The sequence below is a fragment of the Dickeya poaceiphila genome (assembly GCF_007858975.2).
GTDB lineage: Bacteria > Pseudomonadota > Gammaproteobacteria > Enterobacterales > Enterobacteriaceae > Dickeya > Dickeya poaceiphila.
This window is the reverse complement of the sequence record NZ_CP042220.2, coordinates 1,726,103-1,751,551: the sequence shown is the minus strand read 5'-3', so window position 1 is coordinate 1,751,551 and position 25,449 is coordinate 1,726,103. Positions and strand designations below refer to the sequence as shown.

The window sequence follows — 25,449 nt, the reverse complement described above, 5'->3', positions numbered from 1 at the left end:
TTATTCTCATCAGAAAACGGTTTGTGTAATACTTGTAACGCTACATGGAGATTAACTCAATTTAGAGGGTATTAATAATGAATCGTACTAAACTGGTACTGGGCGCGGTAATCCTGGGTTCTACTCTGCTGGCTGGTTGCTCCAGCAACGCTAAACTGGATCAGCTGTCTTCTGACGTTTCTTCTCTGAACGAAAAAGTATCTGCTCTGACCAGCAAAGTTGACGCTCTGGCTACCGACGTGCAGGCTGCTAAAGATGACGCAGCTCGTGCTAACCAGCGCCTGGACAACCAGGTTCGTACTTACAAAAAGTAAGAACTGGTTGAATGAAAAATGGCGCACACTGTGCGCCATTTTTTTTGTCTTTCCGTTGCTCCATCACACCACCAGCTTAACCCACCATTTGCCTTACCAAACTCGTTAAGCCATTCTGGCAAGATGCCTGACGTGCCAGAACGCCCTCTCATGACGTCCTGGCTTCGGTTGTCGCTAGTGCGACGGAGATGTTCCGACTGCCGATATCGGTGCTGCGCTTTGCGATAACGCTTGATGCGACGATGACGTTTGACGCGATATAGTTTGCCCGATGTTAACCAGCACGGGCATACCGGAACGGCGGACAATCGCATTCTGAACTACCTCAGCATCAGTATCATCATTGTGAATAAACGCTTTCACCTTCTGGTTCAGCGCAATCGGCATGGTTTGCGGGTCATCCTTATCGGTACGTGATAGCGGCTGATGCACTTCCACATAACGTTTCCCATCCGGCTCCACCGCAATCTTAACGGGTTCATTGATGATCTGCACACGGGTGCCTACCGGCACGTCATTAAACAGCGCTTCGATATCTTCCGGGCGCAGGCGGATACATCCAGAACTCACCCTCATGCCGATGCCAAAATCAGCGTTGGTACCATGGATGGAGTACACGCCGCCGCTTTTCTCCAACCGTAACGCAAATAATCCCATCGGGTTATCCGGACCACCAGGAACCATCGCCGGTAGGGTGACCCCTTGTTCTTTATAATGGCGGCGCGTATTGGCGGTAGGTATCCAGGTCGGGTTTGGACGCCGCTCAATAACGTGAGTGACCATCACTGGCGTGTTGCGGCCAAGCTGGCCGATGCCAATCGGATAAACGACCACGGTATTTTTTCCCTTCGGGAAATAGTAGAGCCGTAATTCCGCCAGATTAACCACTATTCCCTCCCGTGGCGTATCAGGCAGCAGCATCTGTAGTGGGATCGTCAGTCTGGAACCTGGCTTCGGCAGATAAGGGTCGGCTCCAGGATTAGCTTCCAACATGCCAAGCAGGCCAATTTTGAATTTGGCGGCAATGGATTCCAGAGGATGACCGTCGTTAGGCACGGTGTAGCTACTATTTTCCCCGATCAATCGACTATCCGGAGGAGGCAGAGGGTACTCAGTTGCATTAGCTGGCGGCATCCCCGCCAGGCAGGACGCAAACAATAATCCCATCAGGGTAAGTACACGTTTCATTATCAGATTCCTGTTGTAATACTGAAGATAGGGTGAGCGCCAGAGCGCGACGTGAAATCACCCTCATCACAGACGCGGGTGAATCGCCATTGGCGAGCACTTTCTTTCTTATTGCTTATCAATAGGTTGAATCTCTTTCATCATTGGAAGCTCCCAAGGATAAAAGCAGGGTAGCAGGAAATCCACCGGATGGATTCTGAAATGTGACGCAGCAGGGCGCAAGCACTGCGCCCTGTGATTTGCTTATAGTCGCTTATAGCAGAGTAACTTATATCAGCGCACCAGCCCGCACCTGTACCGTGCGCAGTATGGACGCCAGCCCTTGCGAGCGCGACGGCGTCAGGTGTCGACTCAACTCCAGGGAGGCGAAAAACGGGCGTACATCCTGTTCGATAATCTCCTGGGCAGATAGCCCCTGATACAGACTAAAAACAATGGCAATCAACCCCTTGACAATGGCAGCATCGCTATCGCCATACAACACTACCTTGCCTTGTTTATCACACGTTAAATCAATCCAGGCCTGACTCTGGCAACCCGATACCCGATTATCATCCTGACGCTGTGCGTCGCTAAATGGTTCCAGACTAGCGCCCAGCTCAATAATATAGAGGTACTTTTCTTCCCAGTTGCTGCAACGAGAAAAATTTCGCAGCAGTTTCTGTGGTTCCGGCAGTTTCATCATAACAATGCTCCAGACATGATAATGTTATGCCGTCGGTTCACTCACCCAACAGCCGATGTATCCGATACAATCCCTCCACCAATCGATCAATCTCCACCTGACAGGAATACAGCGCCAGCGAGGCGCGACACATGCTGGGCACGCCATAACGGCTCATCAGCGGCATAGCACAATGGTGGCCGGTACGAATGGCTATGCCGTACTGGTCAAGAAAGCTGCCAACGTCAAACGCATGGTGATGTCCCAGATTGAAGGCGATTACCCCCTGGCGATTCACCGGACCGTACAGGCAAAACGTGGGGACTTCAGCCAACGATGCCAGCGCATAACGCATCAACCGATCTTCATGCACTTGAATCGCCTCAATCCCCAACGAAGAAACATAATCCAGCGCGGCCCCCAGACCTATCACACCAGCGACATGGGGCGTACCGGCTTCAAAACGCCATGGCGTACCGGCATACGTGATCCCTTTTTTCAGGCTGACCTCACGGATCATGGCTCCACCGCCTTGCCATGGCGGCATAGCCTGCAACAGTGCGCGTTTGCCGTACAGTACGCCGATGCCTGATGGACCGTAGAGCTTATGGCCGGAAAATACGTAAAAATCACAATCCAGCGCCTGCACATTTACGGGCCGGTGCATTACCGCCTGCGCACCATCCACCAGCACTTTCGCCCCACAAGCATGAGCCTGACGGATGATTTCCTCCAACGGATTGGCAGTACCCAGCACGTTGGAAACCTGTGTTACTGCCACCAGCCGGGTGTTTTCATCCAGCAATGCCGGCAACTGAGCCATATCCAGTTCACCGTCATCAGTAATAGGCAGAACACGCAACGTCAACCCGCGCGTCTCTGCCAGCATCTGCCAGGGCACAATGTTAGCGTGGTGGTCCATTTCGCTGATGACCAGATTGTCGCCGGGCTGAAACGCGATACGACCATAACTGTTAGCCACCAGATTAATGGCCTCGGTAGCACCGCGTACAAACACGATTTCCTCTGCCAACGCCGCGTGGATAAAGGCAGCCACCTTTCCTCGAACCTCTTCCATCGCTTTGGTCGCGCGAGCACTCAGGGTATGGATACCACGGTGCACCGCAGCATACTCGTGTAGATAAAAATCCCGCTCGTGCTCAATAACCGCCCACGGCTTCTGTGCGCTGGCGGCACTGTCCAGATAGGCCAGCGGATACCCGTTAACTGATTGCTGCAAAATCGGGAAATCTGCTCGTACACGTTCAATAGGATAATTCATGCGCTTTCTCCTTCCCGTGCCTGCAGCGCTGAGCCACGCATGTCAATACCGCATCACGTAATACATGATTGTCGAACGCCTCCGTCAGCTCGGCGTCAGGCAGGCGCTGCCATTGTTGCAACATCCGTTGTGCATTATTGTTGGTTGATAAGCCAGTCATAGCCCTGCTCCTCCACCTGTTTCACCAGCGTAAAATCTCCGGATCGGACAATCCGCCCCTGACAGAGCACATGTACGTAGTCTGGCCGTATCTGATGCAACAGGTGCGGATAATCGGTGAGGATGATGAAAGCGCGCTTACCGTCACGCAACGCGCTGATGCCATCGGCGACGATTTTTAACGCATCGCTATCCAGCCCGGAATCAGGCTTATCCAGAATACACAAATCGGGTTCCAGCACCGCCATTTGCAAAATGTCATTGTGCTTTTTCTCACTACAGGAAAAATCGACGTTGACCGAACGTGCCAACAGGTCATCCGGCACGTTCAGCAATTGAATTTTGTCCTTAATCCAGTATTCAAAATCAAACCTGTCTAGTGCCGATTGCTGGCGATAAGCACGCACGGCATTCAGCGACGTTTGCAGGAAAATGCGATTACTAACACCGGCGATTTCCACCGGGTACTGAAACGCAATGAACATCCCTTCGCCAGCACGCGCTTCCGGCAACAACGCCAACAGGTCTTTGCCCTTAAAACGCAGCGAGCCGCCGGTCACCGTATATCCTTCACACCCAGCCAAGGTGGCGGACAAGGTACCCTTACCCGCCCCGCTCGGCCCTATCACGGCATGAACCTCACCTGGGCTGACACGAAGATTCAACCCATTGATGCCAGGCTTGTCTTTGACGCTAACGTTCAGGTTTTCAATCGTTAGCACGCGGTTATCCTTGCGGCGTTTTGCCTGTCGTTCATGATTTTCCGCACCGCGACACGGTGCATGGCGTCCCATCACGATGGCGTTTTCATCAACCCACACCGTATTTGGGCCGAGGGACAATAATTTCTGTGCTTCCACCGCCAGCTCCAGCGGCAAGGCTGATAACACGTCTTTGCAGAAACCGTTCACAATCATCGAAATAGCGTCGTTTGCACTGATACCTCGCTGCAGACAATAGAACAGTTGATCCTCGCCAATGCGCAAGGTCGTGGCTTCATGGTTGAGCTGCGTGCAGTTATTCTCCACATCCATGCAAAGCATGGTATGCACGCGGCAGTCGCCACCAACCAGCATCGAATGACACTGGGTGAAATGGCGCGCATCTGTCGCACTGGGCATAATTTTCACCAATCCACGGTAGGTGTTTTCGCTATGTCCAGCGGCAATTCTTCTGGTGATGATGGTTGAACGAGAGTGCTTGCCGATGTGAATCATTTGGGTACCGGTATCTGCCTGCTGGTGGCCGCGAGTCAACACCACCGAGCAAAATTCGCCTGTCGAGTAGTCGCCGCGCAGAATCACGCTTGGATATTTCCAGGTCACCGCCGATCCGATTTCTGATTGCGTCCAGTTCATACGGGACGAGTTGCCAGCACACAATGCGCTCTTGGTGACGAAGTTGAGAACACGGCCTTCACTGCCCTGGCTAAAGAACCAGTTCTGTAACGTGTAATATTTCACTTCGGCATTCTGGTTAACGATCACCTCTACGACTGCCGTACGTAGCTGACAATTGTCGTGTACCGGCGCCGAACACCCCTCGATATAGCTGACATAGCTATTGTCATCGGCAATCAAGAGGGTACGTTCAAACTGACCGCTCCAGGCCGTGGCGGAGCGAAAGTAAGTTGACAGTTCCACTGGGCAGCGCACGCCTTTCGGGATGTAGACGAAGGTCCCCTGGGAAGCCAGTGCAGCATTCAGCGCAGCGAAAAAATTGCTGCTGGCGGGCACCACGGTACCCAGATACTGGCGCACCCGCTCCGGATACGCCTGAATCGCTTCGCTGAACGAACAAAAAATGATGCCTTGCTTCGCCAGCCTGTCCTGATAGAGGGCGGCTACGGGCGCTGAATCAAAAAGAGCGCCTGTCGCCACCTCTTGTTTATTGTGGTGGACAGTATCGTTATAAAGAACTGCGCCGGCGCGTTGTTGCGTCGTGCCGGGCTCGCAACCGCCCCGCTCGCAAAACGAAGCGGAGTTATCGCGGTGATCCTGACCGTTCAAAGGGTCGTAATGCGCGTTCAGACCGTGTGGTTCCTCCATCTGCAACCAGGCCCGATAAGCGCTGAGCCGAAACTCCAGCATCCATTCCGGCTCATTACGTCTGGTGGAAAGTGCTCGCACCACATCTTCATTGATGCCATTTGTCAAATTACTGCGTGCCATCATTGTGCTCACCTTGTTTGCGGTTATACCCCACCGTACGCCAGCGAATAATATCGACCACCTGGCAGCTTTTTCTGTTCAGTTCGAATATCTATACCCGTCATACTTCACGTTGCAGGTGCGTTGGCTCTACTCGCTCACACCCACATTAGTTACGGGTATAAATTGCTGAGTGGCAAAAATGAAGGAATAAATAAAAATAATAGATATCACTTAAAATCATTATTTCCAGATGATTATATTTAGGGAAAAATATTCATCCTAAACTCATTATTTCAGTACTATCACCATGCAAAAATACAACAAAAAAACCAATAAATAATTGTATAATAAACATTTAACACATTTTAATGTGAGTAATTACTATTAGCAGACTATCAGTATAGCACTCATTGAACAACCTGTTTTACGAACACATTAGCCATGAAAAAATTTAATGCAAAATAATCATACGCAATAATAAATGCAGCCCGTTTCAGGCAAAAAATGCGATCATGATTGCCTCCCGCTGATAAATCCCGTTCAGATGCATTGCATGATAAATAGCCTGAAAATATGATAATGATTATTATTTTATGAACAGGTACCAGACATGTTCCCATTCAACACCTGGTTACAAGCACAGCTTGATAATTACCGGCAGCAGTTGCGTAACACCACGATGGAATTTTATCTGGCGGAGTCATCGCTGGAGCGGGATGACAGTGAGATTAGCGAATTACGGCGCTATTACCTGACTGGAATGCATATGGCGGAACTGAGCCAGCAGCAGGGCGATGAAAATCGTTATCTGTCCAGCCTGATCAAACTTCACCAACGTCTGATTCATGAAATCAATAATATCGGGCGCGACCAGCTGTTCCGGGTGCAAAGTTACTACTTTGCACGCCAGACGCTACGGTGCATTTGCGTCCAGTTCAATCTGATGGGTCACTGGGATAAAGCCACCGCTTTTCAGGCTGATTTTATGCAACAGGTGGCCTTTATCCCGTTATGCCGTGCGTGGTCGAGAACTGACCTGCCGGGCCATAAGCCCAACAGATCGTAGTGAATGGCGGGGAGTCAGGCGTCGGGTGAAATCACTGCGGTGGTAAGCCGCGAGGTGCAGCACAGCCGATCCTGATTATCAAAAATATCGATTTGCCAGACTTGCATCCGTTTGCCGGTATGCAATGCGCGACAAACACCACGCACTTCGCCTTCGGTCACCGCACGCAGGTGGTTGGCGTTGATCTCCACCCCCACCACACGCTGCTCTCCTTGCGAGCACAGATAACCGGCAATCGACCCCAGCGATTCCGCCAGCGCTACCGAGGCACCGCCATGCAACAGCCCGAACGGCTGACGCGTACGGTGATCCACCGGCATCACCGCTTCCAGCGTATCATCAGACAGGTGCGTCATACGGATACCAATATGACCGGCCATGCCGCCGACCGCCATCTGATTCAACTGTTCAATATCTACACTACGTTTCCACAGCATCACACCAGCTCCAGCAACGCCTGCAACGGATGTTTCAATCCACGCCCTTCCATACGCTTGACCTGACTACGGCAGGAATAACCGGTGGTCAGACAACGCGCCTGCGGCAACCGTTGCAGAGACGGCTGCCAGGAGAGCGCGTAGATCCCCTGAGAATGCGACAGATTGCGGGTTTCATGACCGTAAGTACCGGCCATGCCGCAACAACCGACGCTGACATTTTCCAGCCGGGCGCCAAAATGCGCGAAAATCGCCGCCCACTGCTGGCCACTGGCTGGCAACGCCGTGGTTTCGGTACAGTGACCGAACAAATACCACGGCTCATCACGCAGCGCTGGCGCACTATCATCACGACCGCTCAGCAACGTCATCAACCACTCGTGCACCAGTTGCACCTGAAAGTCGCCGCGCCGATGACCCAGCACTTCCCGGTACTCATCCCGATAACACAGCACCAGCGCCGGATCGACTCCCACCATTGGCAGCCCAAGACGGGCTACACGGCTGAGGAATTCCGCGGTCTTGCCAGCGGTTTTCGCAAAGCGTTGCAGGAATCCTTTTACATGCTCCGGCTTGCCGTTCGGCGAAAACGGCAGCAGTACTGGCCGTAATCCCAATTTTTCCACCAGCCGGACAAAATCCGCTACCACCTGCGCGTCGTAGTAGCTGGTAAAAGGGTCCTGCACAATAAGCACATGGTCAGCGCGCGCCTGCGGCGACATCTGTTCCAACTGCTCAAGCGTAGTCGTCATCGCCTGATGACCGACAAACTGCTGGCGCAGCGACGGCATCGACAGCAACGGCAGATCCACCATGCCGATCAACGTACGGCTGAGCGCATTCACCCACGGCTGACGCAAGAAAAAGTTAAACGTTTTCGGGCTGTGCGCCATCAGCGGGGCATAGCTTTCCACACCAGCCACCAGGTAGTCTCGCGCCGGTCGCAAATAACGGGTGTGGTACAGTTGCAGGAAACGTGCACGAAAACCGGGAACGTCAATCTTGATTGGGCACTGGGTGGAACAGGCCTTGCAAGCCAGACAGCCCGACATTGCCTCTTTGACCTCATGCGAGAAGTCATACTCACCACGACGCGCCGCCAGCGTATTACGGGTTTTGGTGATCAAATCTCGGAAGCTGACGCGCCGGCGCGGTAAGTCATTTTCCAGCACCAGCGGGTCTACACCCTGCTCCGCCAACAGTCGCAGCCACTCACGTACCAATGTGGCACGACCTTTAGGGGAATGGATACGGTTGCCGGTGATTTTCATCGACGGACACATCGGGCTGCGGGTATCAAAGTTAAAGCACAGACCGTTGCCGTTGCACTCCATCGCGCCACGATAGGCAGTGCGCACCGCCAGCGGAATCCGTCGGTCATAGGTGCCACGTTTCACCGCATCCACTTTCATCATGGGTGCGTCTATGTTCAATGGCGCACAGATTTTACCGGGATTAAGACGGTTATTCGGGTCGAACGCCGCTTTAATCCGGCGCAATTCGTCATACAGTTCCGGCCCGAAGAACGACGGGCTATATTCAGCGCGAAAACCTTTACCGTGTTCCCCCCACAGCAACCCGCCGTATTTAGCAGTCAGCGCGACTATCTGATCGGACAACTGCTTCATCAGCATTTCCTGCTGCGGGTCACACATGTCCAGCGCCGGGCGTACATGCAACACCCCGGCGTCCACATGGCCAAACATGCCGTAACTCAGATGGTGGCTATCCAGCAGTGTGCGGAATTCGGCGATATAATCAGCCAGATGCTGAGGCGGCACGCAGGTATCTTCGGCAAAGGGAATCGGTTTTGCCTGCCCTTTACTATTGCCCAGCAAACCGACCGCCTTCTTGCGCATACCGTAAATACGCTCGATACCCACCAGATCACAACAAACCTGATAGCCAATTACCCCAGCCTCACGGGCAGCCAGCAATCCGTCCAGACGCTCACACAACGACGTTACCTGACTATCGATAAGCGCTTCATCGTCGCCGGCAAATTCGACAATGTTCAGCCCCAGCATCTCTTCGCCGGGCACATCGGTAATCAGTTCGCTGACCGAATGCCACACGATGTCTTCACGCGCCAGATTCAGCACCTTTGAATCCACCGTTTCCACCGACAGCGCCCGCGCCTCCACCATAAATGGCGCACTGCGCAACGCAGAATCGAACGAATCGTATTTGACATTAACCAACCGCCGCACCTTGGGCAACGGCGTGATATCCAGCTTCGCTTCGGTGATGAATGCCAGCGTTCCTTCGGCACCGGTCAGGATGCGGGTCAGGTCAAACGTTTGCATGTCATCGCTGAACACATGGCGCAGGTCATACCCGGTGAGGAACCGGTTCAGTTTGGGGAACTTTTCTATAATCAGCTCACGACGCTCACGGCAGCGGTGCAGCACGGTGTGATAAATACGACCGATCAGCGAATCGTCCTGCGCCAACTGTTCCGCCAGCGCCACCGGCATCGCTTGCGTATCCAGCAACTCGCCGCCAGGCAGCACAGCACGCAGTCCCAGCACATGGTCCGAGGTTTTGCCATACACCAGCGACCCTTGCCCTGAGGCGTCGGTATTGATCATGCCGCCCAACGTAGCACGGTTACTGGTGGACAGCTCCGGCGAGAAAAAATAGCCGAACGGCTTCAGATACTGGTTCAGTTGATCCTTGATGACGCCGGCTTCCACCCGAACCCAACCCTGTTCTGGGTTGATTTCCAGAATGCGATTCATGTGGCGGGACATATCCACCACAATCCCTTGATTGAGCGCCTGCCCGTTGGTGCCGGTGCCGCCGCCGCGCGGCGTGAACGTCAGTTCACGAAAACGCGCGTCGTCAGATAACCGGGCCAGCAGCGCCACATCGGCGGTAGAGCGAGGAAACACCACCGCATCCGGCAATAATTGATAAATACTGTTATCCGTCGCCATCGTCAAACGGTCGGCGTAGTGGGTAGCGATATCACCGGTAAAACCGTGTTGCTTCAAGGCTTCCAAAAAGCTCAGCACCGGTTGATCAATTCCCGGCGCTTGTGTGATCTGTGGGATCATTATGTGTTGACCCTGTCCATGCGAGTGGTGTTTGCCAATAGAACAAATGCCGTCAGGCGGCAATCGACCATCTGCGGCTCTTTCGTTTTATCATATTTCCCCTGGCTGTGCGTTAACGGATCAATAAAAACTTAGGGTTGCAGCAATCCCCCACATGTACCGCCAGACGCTGCCGATTCTCCCTTATCGGCAGGAATCACTGTGCAAATCGGCGGAAATCACGCATGATAAATTCCAGTTCGCATCCTTTTGCATTCAACCTGGCAGATGACAGCCCTCCCGTTTTCATCATCTTGCATTAGGCCTGTCGCCTGAATTAACGAGGTAACCTTCCTTGATGAAACAATCTCAGTCACAGCGATTCGATCTTGCGCGAATCCTGTTCAGTTTGTTGTTTATCGGTATTCTGATCATTGCCTGTTTTTGGGTAGTTCAACCCTTCATCCTTGGATTTGCCTGGGCCAGTATGGTGGTCATCGCCACCTGGCCGCTGTTAATCCGCCTGCAGCACATACTCTGGGGCTCCCGCCTATTAGCGGTGATGGTCATGACCCTGCTGCTGGTGCTGCTGTTCGTGTTCCCCACGTCAATGCTGGTCAGTAGCGTCATTGACAACGCCTCAACGCTGATAAATTGGATAGGTGCGCAGGGCCGAATTACGCCGCCGGCACTTGACTGGCTGCAATCCATCCCGTTAGTGGGCGCAAAGTTGCACAGCAGTTGGCATTCGCTGGCACATAGCGGCGGCCCGGCGTTGATGGCTAAAATTCAGCCCTATATCGGCCAGACCGCGTCCTGGATCGTCGCTCAAGCGGCTCATGTCGGGCGTTTCCTGATGCATTGTGCGCTGATGGTGCTGTTTAGCGTATTGCTGTACAGCAAAGGCGATCAGGTGGCGCTGGGTGTGCGCCGTTTTGCGATTCGGCTGGGACGTCAGGGTGGCGATTCAGCGGTAATTCTGGCAGCGCAGGCCATTCGGGCTGTCGCTCTCGGCGTGGTGGTGACGGCGATTGTACAGTCGGTACTAGGTGGCATTGGTCTGGCGCTGGCGGGAATTCCCTACACCACACTGCTCACCGTGCTGATGTTTCTGTCCTGCGTAGCGCAAATCGGCCCACTAACGGTGCTGGTTCCGGCCATCATCTGGCTTTACTGGAGCGGTGACACTACCTGGGGCACCATTCTGCTGATCTGGAGCTGCGTGGTCGGCACGCTTGATAATGTCATCCGCCCATTGTTGATTCGTATGGGTGCCGATTTGCCAATGCTGCTGATCTTGTCCGGCGTTATTGGTGGGCTGCTGGCATTCGGTATGATCGGGATATTTATCGGTCCGGTAGTGCTGGCAGTATCCTACCGATTGTTATCTGCGTGGATGACAGACTCTCCTGAACCGCCGCCGATTCACACCATTTCTCACCCCAACAAGAAATCCTGATTACCGCATTCATTTCCCGGTGCATCACGCACCGGGAATATTCCCAATATGTAAGTGAATTTTATGTTTTTAGGAAAATTCACCGCAAAAATTCATTATTTTAGACAATAAAAGTTTTATAAAAATCAGTTTAATTGACATAAACTCTTTCACCACCAATCAATTATTCAAAAAAAGTTAACCATTAGGATGATTCTTAATGACGCCAGTCAGTCTAAAACTTAGTATTCATACCCGGAGCTATTGTTAATGTAATGTTTGTCAATGAGGTTTCTCCTCGTCAGAGCTAGTAACGAATTGCTGTGTGTAGTCTTTGCCCATTCTTGAGATGGGCATTTTTTTATCTGCCGCCCGGTTATTCCCCACCACCAACAACCTCGCCTCACGGCCTTTGCTGTATGTCACTCTGTTATCCCACAACACGCAGGCATAAAAAAAACCGCCCAGCGAATGCCTGGGCGGCAGGATAGACAGTTCGTCAAACGAGAAGTTCGTCAAACAAGAAGTTTGTCAAACGAGAGGTTAGCGTTTCTCAGCCAGACTCAGCCAGGTCTGCACCACCGTATCCGGGTTCAGCGACAGACTGTCAATGCCTTCATCCATCAGCCAGGCGGCGAAATCTTCATGGTCAGACGGCCCCTGACCACAGATGCCAACATACTTCCCGTGTTTTTTAGCCGCACGAATCGCCATTGCCAGTAACGCTTTCACCGCGTCATTACGCTCGTCAAACAACTCGGATACCACGCCGGAATCGCGGTCCAGCCCCAACGTTAACTGGGTCATGTCATTCGAACCGATGGAGAATCCATCAAAATGTTGCAGGAACGCTTCCGCCAACAGCGCGTTAGACGGAATTTCGCACATCATGATGATTTTCAAACCGTTCTCGCCACGTTTCAGCCCCTGACTGGCCAGTTCATCCACCACAGCTTGCGCCTGCGCCACCGTGCGTACAAACGGGATCATCACTTCGACGTTAGTCAGCCCCATACCGTTACGCACCCGTTTCACTGCCTCACACTCCAGCGCAAAGCAGGCGCGGAAATCCGGCGATACATAACGACCCGCGCCACGGAAGCCCAGCATCGGGTTTTCCTCTTCCGGCTCGTAGCGGGTGCCGCCCAGCAGGTTAGCGTACTCGTTGGATTTAAAGTCAGACAAACGCACGATCACGCGCTTCGGCCAGAACGCCGACGCCAGCGTCGCAATGCCTTCCTTTAGCCGTTCGATATAGAACTCGACCGGGTCGTCGTATCCTTGCATCAGGATGCGGATTTCACGCTGAATGTCCGGCGTTTGTTGCGAAAACTCCAACAACGCGCGCGGGTGTACCCCAATCATACGGTTGATGATGAACTCCAGCCGCGCCAGCCCTACGCCTTCGTTGGGCAGACAGGCGAAATCGAACGCCCGATCCGGGTTACCGACGTTCATCATAATTTTCAGCGGCAGCGTGGGCATCGCGTCCACCTGCGAGCTTTTCACCGTAAAGTCCAGCAGGTCATGATAAACGTAGCCGGTATCGCCCTCGGCGCAGGATACCGTCACTTTCTGACCGTTCTGCAACCGCTCGGTAGCGTCGCCACAGCCCACGACCGCCGGAATCCCCAGTTCACGTGCGATAATCGCCGCATGACAGGTGCGCCCACCACGGTTGGTGACAATCGCCGCCGCTTTTTTCATGATCGGTTCCCAGTCCGGGTCGGTCATGTCGGTCACCAGCACATCACCCGCATTGACCCGGTGCATTTCGCTGATGTCATGGACGATTTTCACTTCGCCTGCACCGATACGGTGGCCGATAGCACGCCCTTCCACCAGCACCTTGCCGCCTGCTGGCAAATGATACCGCTCCATCACCTGACCATTGGAGCGTACGGTTTCCGGACGCGCCTGCACAATGTACAGTTTGCCGGTATGACCATCTTTGGCCCATTCGATATCCATCGGGCGGCCATAATGTTTTTCGATCAACAACGCCTGATGCGCCAGCGCCTGCACTTCGTCATCGCTCAGGCAGAAGCGGGTGCGCTGCGCGTCTTCCACATCCTCTACCCGCACCTGTTTACCGTGCTCCTGGGTCGCTGCGTACACCATGCGGATTTTTTTCGATCCCATATTGCGGCGAACGATCGACGGCTTGCCGCTCAAGAGCGTCGGTTTGTGCACATAAAACTCATCCGGGTTAACTGCGCCTTGCACTACCATCTCGCCCAGCCCCCAGGCGGCGGTAATGAACACCACCTGATCAAAGCCCGATTCGGTATCCAACGTGAACATCACGCCAGAGGCGGCCAGATCGGAGCGCACCATGCGCTGTACACCGGCGGATAACGCCACGCCACGGTGGTCATAGCCCTGATGAACGCGATACGAAATAGCACGATCATTGAACAGTGAAGCAAACACGTGCTTCACCGCCACCATCACGGCATCAATACCTTGTACGTTAAGAAAGGTTTCCTGCTGTCCCGCGAAGGATGCATCCGGCATATCTTCCGCTGTGGCGGATGAACGCACGGCAAACGACGCCTCTGGTTCACCGTCAGCCAGTTGCTGATATGCACTGCAGATAGCCTGTTCCAGCTCCGGCTGGAATGGCGTATCGATGATCCACTGACGAATCTGTGCGCCAGCGTTGGTCAGTTGGCTGACATCATCGACATTAGTGCTATCCAACAGTTCATAGATTCGCTGGTTGATGCCGCTCTGGTTAAGAAAGTCATTAAACGCCTGGGCGGTTGTCGCAAAACCGTTCGGAACCGACACCCCAAGCTCCGACAGATTCGTGATCATTTCCCCCAGAGAGGCATTTTTACCTCCCACCCGCTCAACGTCGTGCATACCAAGCTGGTTATACCACAGGACATTACGCCTATCAGGGCCGTTGTTAGACATCGAAAATAATCCTTTTTGCATACAATTAGGGTATGAAATATTTCGCCAGAAATGAGTTTCGGCTTTATGAGCGTAGCACAGGGTTGCAAAAAGCACGGAAAGGTGAATCGATCAACCTGACGAAAAAAGAGGAATTCACGCGATGAGATTGCCAAAAGTCAGAAAAATCTCAATATTGTCAAATAACATCATCACAATCATGAAGATAATGAAATGACGTTTCATTAAAAAATTCCAGAAGCACCTGATTTTCGGCACAAAAGTCTTATGATAACCCGCAAGGGTATTTAAGGAGTCTGATATGGAAAGAAGCGTATTTTATGTATCCGATGGCACGGCGATTACTGCAGAAGTGTTGGGGCACGCCGTCATGTCCCAGTTTCCGGTTAACACCGTCAGCTGTACTCTGCCGTTTGTCGATAACGAACACCGGGCTACCACCGTTCGTGATCAAATCGACACCTTATACCGCCAGAGCGGTGTGCGCCCGCTGGTGTTCTATTCGATTGTCACTCCGGCTATCCGCGATATCATCATCGGCAGCGAAGGCTTCTGTCAGGACATTGTTCAGGCGTTGGTCGCACCGCTACAGCGGGAATTAAACGTCTCGCCGACGCCAGTGGCCAATCGCACCCATGGGCTAACCGCCAACAACCTGACCAAATACGATGCCCGCATAGCCGCCATCGACTATACCTTGGCTCATGACGATGGCATTTCGCTGCGCAACCTCGATCAGGCACAGGTGATTCTGCTCGGCGTGTCCCGTTGCGGCAAAACCCCCACCAGTCTTTATCTGGCGATGCAGTTCGGTATTCGCGCCGCAAATTACCCTTTTACTGCCGATGATATGGATAACCTGCTGCTGCCGGATGCGCTTAAACCCTATCAGCAAAAGCTGTTCGGGTTAACCATTGATGCCGAACGGCTAACCGCCATCCGTGAAGAACGGCGCGGCAACAGCCGATACGCGTCGCTGCGACAATGCCGTATGGAGCTGAGCGAGGTGGAATCGTTATTCCGCCGTCACCAGATCCGCTACATCAACACCACCAATTATTCGGTAGAAGAGATATCAGCCAGAATTATTGACCTAATGGGTATAAATAGGCGTATGTATTAACTATTTTCATCCCTCGGAGTAGCAAGTCGCCTGTGATAGACTATGACCATCGCGGCCAGGCGGTCCCACAAGCATATTGGTGGCTCTACGGCCACCTCCCCGAAGGTAAACCAGGCCGACAGGGATCGATACGATAAATTTCACGGACATTCAGAGATTACACATGCAACTAACTGATCAGCCGCGCAGCGAACGACTTGCCAGTCTGATGACGCCCCATGAACTGTTGACCAAGCTTCCGCTCACAGCGGAGATCGCCGACACCGTCATCGCCTCACGCGCACGCATAGAACACATTCTTTCCGGACAAGATCGCCGTTTGTTGGTGATCATTGGCCCATGTTCCATTCACCATATTGATAGTGCCAGAGACTACGCACAGCGGCTGGCCGCATTACGAACGCAATACCAGCACCGGCTGGAAATCGTGATGCGGACTTACTTCGAAAAACCGCGCACCGTGGTGGGCTGGAAAGGGTTGATCGCCGACCCGCAACTCAACGGCAGCTTCCTGATCAATGAGGGGTTGGCACAAGCACGCCAACTGCTGCTGGATATCAACGCGCTTGGCCTGCCGACCGCCACCGAGTTTCTGGACACCGTCACCGGGCAGTATATTGCCGATACCATCAGTTGGGGGGCTATCGGCGCACGTACCACTGAAAGCCAGATCCATCGGGAAATGGCTTCTGCGCTCTCCTGTCCAGTGGGGTTCAAAAACGGTACCGACGGCAACGTCCGTATCGCGGTTGACGCTATCCGTGCCGCCCGCGCGCGTCATATGTTTTTATCGCCGGATGAACACGGTCGTATGACGGTGTATCAAACCCACGGTAACCCGTCCGGGCATATTATTCTGCGCGGTGGCAAAACCCCCAATTACCAGGCAGAACACATCACCGCCGCCTGTGCTGCGTTACGGGAATTCTCACTACCAGAACGGCTGGTGGTAGATTTCAGCCACGGCAACAGCCAGAAACAGTTTCAACGCCAGTTGACCGTCGCACAGTCGGTATGCGACCAGATTCGTAGCGGCACCAGCGCCATCGCCGGTGTCATGGCAGAGAGTTTTCTGGTGGAAGGCACCCAACCGTTACATCATCGCGATCAACTCACCTATGGTCAGTCGATTACCGATGCCTGCCTCGGCTGGCAGGACAGCGAACGCCTATTGGCCATGTTGGCGGATGCGGTAGACAGCCGTTTTGCCGACTGACATACAACAATCGCCCGTATCGCACCGATTAAAGAAGAAAACCGCCTAAAAAGAAAACCTCCGCCGTGGCGGAGGTTAGTCCCTTTTCAAGTGACAAGGTGCGATTAGGCAATCACCGCCTTGTCCTCCATGGCCTGTCGCCAGCCTCCCAACCAGTTAGAACGGGCATCGATAGATTGATAAGGACAGAGCTCCTTGGACCGGCCAACGATACCAGCCTGGTAGCCCCGTGAATGCGCCCGTGCCAGACGATCTCTTTTTTGTCTCTTCATGCCTTGTTTCCCTCATTTCGACTCTGGTGGAAAGAAAACAGTGGTCACTTTTCACGCAACCACATTCTATGAATAGCCATTCGGGAAGCGAAGATCAAGGCACAATATTCATGCCATTGTCATATTTGTGAACCAGAATGAGGAATTTTCTGCGAGACAAAACCATATTTTATGGCTAACAGTTTGAGACAAAAACAAAACCCCCGGAATTCGATCACCATCACAAAATCGGCATCCAGAGGTATTTGCTATAACTGAGTGCATATCGATATATAAAGCGGCACGACTGCCAGGTCAGGCAGGTATCAGGCTCCTGTCAGCAAACGCTGGCTCACCTGCTCTGCTACCTGCTGCCAACCTTTGCCGAGCGCGCTCACCAGCGCGTCATAGCCATCTTCGGTCTGCGGCACGTCGATGCTGAACGGCTGGGTCACGATACGTTTACTGCCCTGCAACACCCACTCACCGCGAATCACGGCGTTACCGTCGAACCGCCCCTGAAACGCCGTCACATTGACCTGTAAACGCAACGCAGCAGCGCTGGCAACGCCGGTAGTCGCAACATGCCACCCCGGCAAGCCGTTGCGCAGCGACGCTACCAGCGCCTGCTGCAATTGTTGATCCAACGGGCTGGCCCACAGATTATTGGTCGCAATGGTGTAACGCACCGCTGAGGTCTGGAACAGGATACCATTTCCCGCCAGCGAATCCGCAAGGGTGACGGGTGCCACCCACAACTGGCGTCCTTCCGCCGAAGCCACTGACAGGCCGCTACTCTGCGCAACGACGGGCAGTTGATAATACACTTTCTGTGGGCTGCTACAGGCACTCAGCAGCCATACCAGCCATAACGGCAATACCCGCCACAACGGCCATCGTTTCATTATGGTTTCGCCTTTTTCGGTTGAGGGTCACGGGCACCCGGTGCCTCGAAAATCAGCGCGTTACTCTTGTCATTCAGGGTTCGCAGCAGCGGCTGCAACTCACGCAACGTCTGATCGAGGCGTTGCATATCGACCACCATGCGGTTGTAGGCCGGTGAGCCGGGTTGTACTCCCTGCAGGCTACTGTTCAGCTCGCGCAAGGTGCGTTGCATATCCGCGGGTAACTGCTGCATCGCATCGCTACTGGTCAGCTTATTGAGTGACGCCAGCGTTTTCTGCAACTCACGCAGGGTGGACTGACTCTCTGTCAGGGTTTTCGTTGCCTGTTCCACCATCGGATTGAGTGGCAGGCCATTGATCTTATCCAACATCGACATCAGTTTCTGCTGAATCTGCGTCAGGCCACCGTTGACGGTCGGCAACACCGGGTAGCCCTCTACTGACGTCAGCGAAGCCACCCGGCCTTTTAATTGCGGATAAAAATCCAGATCCACGTATAGCGCGCCAGTCAGTAGATTGGCGGTTTTCATCGATGCCCGCATACCCGATTCAGCGCCCTTGCTTAACTCCTGCTCCAGATCGATCTTATCCCGCAGCCCTGGTTTCAGCCGACCCGGTTCAATACGCACCAGTACCGGAATGCGATAATCGCTGTCAAAACGTTGCGGCATATTCCTGGGGAAAAAGGGGACTTCGGTAACGGTTCCCAGCCGAATACCACGAAACTCAACCGGCGCTCCCGCCTGCAAGCCGCGAACCGACTCATCGAAAAACAGCAGGTATTCTTTATATTCGGTATAAAGCGAGTCCTGAATACTGCCCTGACTGTCAAACAACTGGTATAGGTCGCGCTCATGTGCCGGCTTGCCCACGTCCCAGCCGGCAGGCACATCAAAGCTGACGCCGCCGCTTAACAATGTGCTAAGCGATCCCATCTCCACCCGCATCCCCTGAGCGGACAGGTCCAGCGCCACACCGCTGTCTTTCCAGAAACGAACATTCGTCGTCACCAGTTGGTCATAGGGTGCGGCGATAAACAGCTGATACTGCATTTTTCTGGCGGCAGGATCAAAATGGCTGGTTTCTACCGACCCGACCCGATAACCGCGAAACAGCACCGGGTCGCCGGCGGTCAACTGTCCGGACTGCTCACTATTGAGCATAATACGAATGCCCCTGGCATCGGGCGACGCCAGGGGTGGCGAATCCAGCAGTATGAACGTGCGACTGTCTTCCTTACTGGAGCCTGGCTGCAGTTGGATAAAGGAGCCGGACAGCAACGTCCCCAGCCCGGAGACACCTTCACGGCCTATCTGCGGTTTGACCACCCAGAATGCCGAATCCTTGCTCAGCAATTTATCCATGCCGTCATTGAGACGCGCCTTGATCTCCACCTGATGCAGGTCTTCGCTCAGCATCACGCTTTCCACGATGCCGACGTTCACGCTACGGCTTTTAATCGTCGTTTTTCCGGCCTCGATCCCCTCGGCGCTACTGGTAGTCAGCGTAATTTCCGGTCCGCGATGACTCACGTGATAAAACAGAATCCAGACACCAATCAACACGGTCACAATCGGCACAATCCATACCGGCGACCAGCGTTTAATGCTTTCTACCTGTGCCATGCCTTGATTAGTTTTCGTCAACGGAACGCTCCTCTGCTTGCACCTGATGCTTGTCCCACAGCAGGCGGGGATCAAAGGTCATCGCAGCAATCATGGTCAGAATAACCACACTGGCAAACAATACCGCGCCAATAGCCGGATAAATGCTCATCAGTCGGCCCATACGCACCATCGCCGATAGCACAGCGATGACAAAGACATCGATCATCGACCAACGCCCCACAAATTCCACGATCTCATACAGTCGGTGCAGACGCTCGGTATCATGACGGCGTGAACCGTACGCGCACCAACACAACCAGCCCATCGCCAGCATTTTAAGTGTCGGCACCATAATGCTGGCGACGAAAATCACCAACGCCACCGGCCACGAACCGGAGTCCCATAACAGGATAACGCCGGACATGATAGTCGAAGTGACGTTATGGCCCAGCGCTTCGGTGACCATAATCGGCATCAGATTAGCGGGTACGTACAGCAGCACCGACGTCAACAACAGCGCCAGCGTCCATTGCACACTGTGACGCCGACGCACATGTCCATAGGTATGACAACGCGGACAACGCACCTCCCCGGCAGGCAGAATGGCGCTGCAACAGGTACAGGAACGCACCCCCTGCGCTTGTCCGCTGTGGCCGATTTTCAGCCCTGTCGGCATCGGCGGCGGCGGGGCGACGTCATCCCACAACCAGCGTCGGTCGAGACTCTGAAATGCCAGCAACTGCAACAGACAGAAAACGATATAAGGGATGAAACTGGCGCCGATACCGATATCGCCGTACGACATCAGCTTAACAAAACTGACCAGCACGCCAGCCAAAAAGATTTCCGCCATACCCCAGCTTTTCAACTGGAACAACAGCCGGGTGAGCCAGCGCCGCAACACATCAGGCAACGGCGCACGCAGGCACAGCAACAGGATCGCCACCATCGAACAGGCGGGTACCAGCTGAGCAAACAGCAGAAAAAGCGTCGCCATGCTAACGTAGTTTTCCGCCACCATCACCTGCGGGATCGCCAGCAGGGTGATTTCGCTACGAATACCGGCAACACTCATCGAGACAAAGGGAAACAGCATGGACAGCAGCAACATGACAAGCGCGCTAAACGCAAAGCTGGCAGGACGCCAGCGCGGCTCGCGCTGGCGGCTGGATAACGTCGTTTTGCAGCGCGGACACACCGCCCGCTGACCATCCTGTAATGTCGGCAACTCGACCAACAGGTCACAATGCGGGCACAGCATATGCCGGTCATAGTGGTGGTGATGAACGCACATTCGCCGCCTCCGGTAGCCAGGCCGATACGAAAATCATGATGCTGCCTCACTGGACCGATGCAGCACCCGCTCTATTACCTGCAAGATATGTCAGTTCATTTCTTTGCAACTCATCCCTTTGCAACTACGATGGCTTACGCCAGCGCCCGTTACTATCGCCGTGGACTATAACGTTAGCCATTCTTTTGCGCTTCGAGCGCTTCCCAACGTTCAAAGCAGGTTTCCAGTTGCTGTTCCGCTTCAGCCAGTGCCGCCAGCACCGGCTGGGTTTTATCATGTGGCTGGGAAAAGAACGCCGGATCGTTCATCTGCTGCTGCAAGTTTTCAATCTCGTTCTCAAGCGCTTCAATACGTTGCGGTAACTGTTCCAGCTCACGCTGCTGGTTATAACTGAGCTTGCCGCCGCCGCGTTTAGCTGGCGGTGCGGATGGCGCACTCTGCACGCTCTCGCGGTTTTCTTTCACTGCGGCACTTTTTATCGGTGCAGGCGTGCGCAACGGCGCGGCGGACGCACGCTGGTGTTGGGCATCATAATAACCGCCGACATAGCGGCCAATCAGACCATTCCCTTCAAAAATCCAGCATTCGGTGACCGAGTTATCGACGAACTGACGGTCATGACTCACCAGCAGTACGGTGCCTTGATAACTTTCCAGCAACTCTTCCAGCAGTTCCAGCGTTTCCACGTCCAGATCGTTAGTGGGTTCGTCGAGAATCAGCAGATTACTGGGCTTGAGGAACAACCGGGCCAACAACAGTCGGTTACGCTCCCCACCGGATAGCGCTTTTACCGGCGTCATGGCCCGTTTCGGGTGGAACAGGAAATCCTGCAGGTAACCCAGCACATGCCGTGAACGGCCATTGACCATCACTTCCTGCTTACCTTCGGCGAGGTTATCCATCACCGTTTTTTCTGGGTCTAATTCAGCACGATGTTGATCGAAATACGCCACTTCCAGCTTGGTGCCGCAGTGAATGCGACCTGATGTCGGTGCCAGTTGCGCCAGCATCAGTTTCAGCAACGTGGTCTTACCGCAACCGTTTGGACCAACCAGCGCGATTTTATCGCCACGCTGTACCTGAGCGGAAAAACCGGACACCAGCGTCTTGCCATCCACCTGATAATCAACATCTTCCAGTTCAAAGACTATCTTGCCGGAGCGGGCCGCCTCTTCCACCTGCATTTTGGCGCTGCCCATCACTTCACGGCGTTCAGCACGTTCCCGACGCATCGCCTTCAGCGCCCGCACCCGGCCTTCGTTACGAGTACGGCGCGCCTTGATGCCCTGGCGAATCCACACCTCTTCCTGTGCCAGCTTGCGGTCGAATTCTGCATTCTGCAATTCCTCTACCCGCAGCGCCTCTTCCTTACCCAGCAGATAGTTGTCGTAATCACCGGGCCAGGACACCATCTTGCCGCGATCCAGATCGACGATACGGGTCGCCATATTGCGAATAAACGAACGGTCATGGGAAATAAACACAATGCTGCCGGAAAACGCTTTGAGGAAACCTTCCAGCCAGTCGATGGTGTCGATATCGAGGTGGTTGGTGGGTTCATCCAGCAACAGCACCCGCGGTGCGCTGACCAGCGCACGCCCCAGCGCCGCTTTACGCAGCCAGCCGCCGGACAGCGCCGACAACAGCGTATCTGCCGATAACCCCAGTTTGTCCAGCACTTCATTGATGCGGTCTTCGAGCTTCCACAGCCCCTGATGATCCAGCACCTCCTGAATCTTCGCCAGTTGGTTCAGGTTTTTCTCGCTGGGGTCTTCTCCCACCAACCGCAACGCAGCATGATAGGCTTTCAGGTGCCCGGCCTGCGCCGCCACGCCTTCGGCTACAAAATCAAACACCGTACCGGCCACGTCGCGCGGCGGGTCCTGCTGCAAACGCGCTACAATCAGGTCCTGCTCGTACACCAGTCGGCCATCATCCAGCGGTATTTCCTTCGCCAGAATTTTTAACAGGGTGGATTTGCCGGCACCGTTACGCCCGACCAGACACACACGCTCGTTGTCTTCAATATGCAGTTCGGTGTTATCCAACAGCGGCGCATCGCTGAATGACAGCCAGGCGCCGGATAAACTGATCAATGACATGGTAGTTATTTTTCCTCGCCGGCGTGTTTCAACAGCCAGCAGTTGTGAATCTGACGATTACGGGCGAAATCCTGCGACAAGGTTTGTGCGGTAATCTCCTTCGCCTCCAGTCCCAGTGCGGCAAGCCCAGCCTGATCCATCTGGAATCCGCGTTTGTTGTTAGAAAACAGGATAGTGCCGCGAGGGCGCAGCAGTCGTTTAAGCTGAGTCATCAGCATCAGGTGATCACGCTGCACATCGAACGACTCATCCATCCGTTTGGAGTTGGAGAACGTCGGCGGATCGATAAAAATCACATCAAACTGTTCGCGGGTTTCACGCATCCACGCCAGACAATCAGCATGGATCAGCCGGTGCTGACGACCGGTCAGGCCGTTAAGACGCAGGTTCTTCTCCGCCCATTCCAGATAGGTGCGCGACATATCCACCGTGGTAGTGGAGCGTGCGCCGCCCAGCCCGGCGTGCACACTGGCGCTGCCGGTATAAGCGAACAGGTTGAGGAAATCCTTGCCGTTACTCATCTCCCCCAGCATACGGCGGGCAATACGGTGATCGAGAAACAGTCCGGTGTCGAGATAGTCGGTCAGGTTAACCCATAGTTTGGCGTTGAACTCCGATACCTGCAGGAACTCCCCTTTCTCGGCCAGCTTTTCGTACTGGTTTTTGCCTTTCTGACGCTCACGGGTTTTCAATATCAGATGACTGGCGGGCAACGCCAACACGCTCAGGGTGGCGTTGATCACATCAAACAACCGCTGGCGAGCCTTCTGGGCATCAATGCTTTTTGGCGGCGCGTACTCCTGAATCACTACCCGCTCGCCGTAGCGGTCCACCGCCACGTTGTATTCCGGCAGATCGGCGTCATACAGGCGATAGCACTCAATCCCCTGCTGCTGCGCCCATTTCTCCAGCTTGCGCAGATTTTTGCGCAGACGGTTGGCGAAATCTTCGGCGAATGTTGCCGAGTGCTGTGCGCCCGCTTCGTTTTCCGCCAGTTGATAATTCTTCTGCACGCACTCCAGTGGGCCGTTTTTGGCCTTGAACTGGCGATCAGCACGCAGTTGCAAACAACTGAGCAGTTCCGGCGAGGCGCTAAACAGCGACAGCGTCCAACCGCCAAACTCGCTTTTCATTTTGCGACCAAGCAGATTGTGTAATGCAATCAGCGCCGGTTCGCTTTCCAGTCGCTCACCATAAGGCGGGTTGCTGACCACCGTGCCTGTCGGTCCCTGCGGCAGCGGATTTTTCAACTGTGTGGCGTCATGGGCTTCAAACCGAATCAGGGAACTGACCCCGGCACGGCGGGCGTTGCTGCTGGCGATCTCCACCATACGGCGGTCGATATCAGAACCGAAGAAACGGGAAGTGGTCGCCTGCAACCCCGCCCGTGCCCGCTCCTGTGCCTCGGTAATGACGCTTTTCCACAGCGTCGGATTGTGTTTCTGCCAGGCCAGAAATCCCCAGTGCTGACGATGCAAACCGGGCGCGCGATCCGCCGCCATCATCGCCGCCTCAATCAGCAGCGTGCCGGAGCCACACATCGGGTCCACCATCGGCGTACCGGTTTCCCAACCGGACCGCAGGACTATCGCCGCCGCCAGATTCTCTTTGAGCGGCGCCTGCCCGGCCATCTCACGATAACCGCGCAGATGCAGGCTCTCGCCGCTTAAATCCAGCGCGACGCTGGCCTTCTCGCGTTGCAAAAATACATTAATACGGATATCAGGCTGCTGACGGGCAACGTCCGGGCGCTGGCCGGTTTTACGGCTGAAGCTGTCTACAATGGCGTCTTTGACTTTGAGCGCACCGTACTGGCTGTTGCGAATCTCGTCGTTGGTGCCGGTAAAATGCACCGCAAAGGTGTGGTTGACGTCAAACACCGCGCTCCAGTCCACCGCCTGCACGCCCAGGTACAGATCCAGATCGCTATAAACGTTAAACTCGTTGAGCGGCAGCAGGATGCGTGATGCCAGTCGGCTCCACATCAGGCTCTGGTACAGCAGCCGATCATCTCCCTGAAAGTGCACTCCGCCCTGCACCACCGTGCAGTGCTGCGCGCCCAGCGCTTCAAGTTCGCTTTTTAACAATTCTTCCAGACCACGCGCCGTGCTGGCAAACAGAGAGTTCATATCGCAACGATTACCTTAATGAAGGACTACCTTAATAAGCGTGCGTTTCAAAGAGAAAGCACACTGGAAAAAACGCCCCGTAAGGAAAATCGGAGCCTTAAAGAAAATTGAGGCGCATTATAGCTAATCCCGGCGGCTTGTCATAAAGTTGCCGCTTTACG

Annotated in this window: 19 protein-coding genes and 1 pseudogene; 5 read left to right on the top strand and 15 right to left on the bottom strand. The window is 54.1% G+C overall.

Annotation, left to right across the window (positions count from 1 at the left end):
* Nucleotides 1–77 precede the first annotated feature (77 nt).
* A complete protein-coding gene (locus tag Dpoa569_RS07835; protein WP_012769424.1) occupies nt 78–314 on the top strand; it encodes a major outer membrane lipoprotein in 237 nt (78 codons plus the stop codon).
* Between the two features lie 174 nt (nt 315–488).
* Here Dpoa569_RS07835 and Dpoa569_RS07830 read toward each other — a convergent pair whose 3' ends face one another.
* The 6 genes and pseudogenes from Dpoa569_RS07830 to sufB form a co-directional block, all read right to left on the bottom strand.
* Nucleotides 489–1,502, bottom strand: coding sequence for a L,D-transpeptidase family protein (locus Dpoa569_RS07830; protein ID WP_042871082.1), 1,014 nt, complete (start codon nt 1,500–1,502; stop codon nt 489–491).
* A 268-nt stretch (nt 1,503–1,770) separates the two neighbouring features.
* On the bottom strand, nt 1,771–2,187 hold the full coding sequence (sufE, locus tag Dpoa569_RS07825) for a cysteine desulfuration protein SufE (RefSeq protein WP_042871083.1): 417 nt from the start codon (nt 2,185–2,187) through the stop codon (nt 1,771–1,773).
* A gap of 37 nt (nt 2,188–2,224) precedes the next feature.
* Nucleotides 2,225–3,448 (bottom strand): cysteine desulfurase SufS, encoded by a 1,224-nt coding sequence (gene sufS, locus Dpoa569_RS07820; RefSeq protein WP_042871084.1) that lies wholly within the window; start codon nt 3,446–3,448, stop codon nt 2,225–2,227.
* Entirely contained in the window at nt 3,432–3,608 is a 177-nt protein-coding gene (locus tag Dpoa569_RS07815) for a hypothetical protein (RefSeq protein ID WP_155683838.1), read from the bottom strand. Before Dpoa569_RS07815 ends, sufS begins: the two co-directional genes overlap by 17 nt.
* Nucleotides 3,583–4,401 (bottom strand): Fe-S cluster assembly ATPase SufC, encoded by an 819-nt coding sequence (gene sufC, locus Dpoa569_RS19555; RefSeq protein WP_227983203.1) that lies wholly within the window; start codon nt 4,399–4,401, stop codon nt 3,583–3,585. The genes Dpoa569_RS07815 and sufC overlap by 26 nt, the downstream gene beginning before the upstream one ends.
* Nucleotides 4,402–4,440: 39 nt before the next feature.
* A pseudogene (gene sufB / locus Dpoa569_RS19550) lies at nt 4,441–5,860 on the bottom strand (Fe-S cluster assembly protein SufB); the annotation flags it as partial.
* 510 nt (nt 5,861–6,370) lie between these two features.
* Between sufB and Dpoa569_RS07805 the strand changes: the two are divergent.
* Entirely contained in the window at nt 6,371–6,826 is a 456-nt protein-coding gene (locus Dpoa569_RS07805; protein WP_050569458.1) for a hypothetical protein, read from the top strand.
* Nucleotides 6,827–6,840: 14 nt separating this feature from the next.
* On the opposite strand, the gene Dpoa569_RS07800 is transcribed toward Dpoa569_RS07805, so the two are convergent.
* Nucleotides 6,841–7,263, bottom strand: a complete 423-nt coding sequence (locus Dpoa569_RS07800) for a hotdog fold thioesterase (RefSeq protein ID WP_042871085.1) — start codon at nt 7,261–7,263, stop codon at nt 6,841–6,843.
* Nucleotides 7,263–10,322, bottom strand: a complete 3,060-nt coding sequence (gene ydiJ, locus Dpoa569_RS07795; RefSeq protein WP_042871086.1) for a D-2-hydroxyglutarate dehydrogenase YdiJ — start codon at nt 10,320–10,322, stop codon at nt 7,263–7,265. Before ydiJ ends, Dpoa569_RS07800 begins: the two co-directional genes overlap by 1 nt.
* Nucleotides 10,323–10,656: 334 nt before the next feature.
* Between ydiJ and ydiK the strand changes: the two genes are divergently transcribed.
* Nucleotides 10,657–11,760 (top strand): AI-2E family transporter YdiK, encoded by a 1,104-nt coding sequence (gene ydiK / locus Dpoa569_RS07790; RefSeq protein ID WP_042871087.1) that lies wholly within the window; start codon nt 10,657–10,659, stop codon nt 11,758–11,760.
* Nucleotides 11,761–12,282: 522 nt separating this feature from the next.
* On the opposite strand, the gene ppsA is transcribed toward ydiK, so the two are convergent.
* Entirely contained in the window at nt 12,283–14,661 is a 2,379-nt protein-coding gene (gene ppsA, locus Dpoa569_RS07785; protein ID WP_042871088.1) for a phosphoenolpyruvate synthase, read from the bottom strand.
* Nucleotides 14,662–14,962: 301 nt separating this feature from the next.
* Between ppsA and ppsR the strand changes: the two genes are divergently transcribed.
* Together ppsR and Dpoa569_RS07775 are read left to right on the top strand one after the other, a co-directional pair.
* On the top strand, nt 14,963–15,784 hold the full coding sequence (ppsR, locus tag Dpoa569_RS07780) for a posphoenolpyruvate synthetase regulatory kinase/phosphorylase PpsR (RefSeq protein WP_042871090.1): 822 nt from the start codon (nt 14,963–14,965) through the stop codon (nt 15,782–15,784).
* Between the two features lie 163 nt (nt 15,785–15,947).
* Nucleotides 15,948–17,000, top strand: coding sequence for a 3-deoxy-7-phosphoheptulonate synthase (locus Dpoa569_RS07775; RefSeq protein ID WP_042871092.1), 1,053 nt, complete (start codon nt 15,948–15,950; stop codon nt 16,998–17,000).
* 104 nt (nt 17,001–17,104) lie between these two features.
* On the opposite strand, the gene rmf is transcribed toward Dpoa569_RS07775, so the two are convergent.
* The 6 genes from rmf to rlmKL all read right to left on the bottom strand — a co-directional run bounded on the left by rmf (nt 17,105) and on the right by rlmKL (nt 25,288).
* Nucleotides 17,105–17,272, bottom strand: coding sequence for a ribosome modulation factor (rmf, locus tag Dpoa569_RS07770; protein WP_042871093.1), 168 nt, complete (start codon nt 17,270–17,272; stop codon nt 17,105–17,107).
* Nucleotides 17,273–17,577: 305 nt separating this feature from the next.
* Complete coding sequence (pqiC, locus tag Dpoa569_RS07765) at nt 17,578–18,156, bottom strand: membrane integrity-associated transporter subunit PqiC (protein ID WP_128569732.1); 579 nt, start codon at nt 18,154–18,156, stop codon at nt 17,578–17,580.
* Nucleotides 18,156–19,802 (bottom strand): intermembrane transport protein PqiB, encoded by a 1,647-nt coding sequence (gene pqiB / locus Dpoa569_RS07760; protein ID WP_042871095.1) that lies wholly within the window; start codon nt 19,800–19,802, stop codon nt 18,156–18,158. Before pqiB ends, pqiC begins: the two co-directional genes overlap by 1 nt.
* Nucleotides 19,789–21,057, bottom strand: coding sequence for a membrane integrity-associated transporter subunit PqiA (pqiA, locus tag Dpoa569_RS07755; protein WP_071604308.1), 1,269 nt, complete (start codon nt 21,055–21,057; stop codon nt 19,789–19,791). Before pqiA ends, pqiB begins: the two co-directional genes overlap by 14 nt.
* Before the next feature lie 173 nt (nt 21,058–21,230).
* Nucleotides 21,231–23,159, bottom strand: coding sequence for an ABC transporter ATP-binding protein (locus Dpoa569_RS07750; protein ID WP_042871097.1), 1,929 nt, complete (start codon nt 23,157–23,159; stop codon nt 21,231–21,233).
* Between the two features lie 5 nt (nt 23,160–23,164).
* Nucleotides 23,165–25,288 carry a bifunctional 23S rRNA (guanine(2069)-N(7))-methyltransferase RlmK/23S rRNA (guanine(2445)-N(2))-methyltransferase RlmL gene (rlmKL, locus tag Dpoa569_RS07745; protein ID WP_146411211.1) on the bottom strand — a complete coding sequence of 708 codons (2,124 nt, stop codon included), beginning with the start codon at nt 25,286–25,288 and terminating at the stop codon, nt 23,165–23,167.
* Nucleotides 25,289–25,449 lie beyond the last annotated feature (161 nt).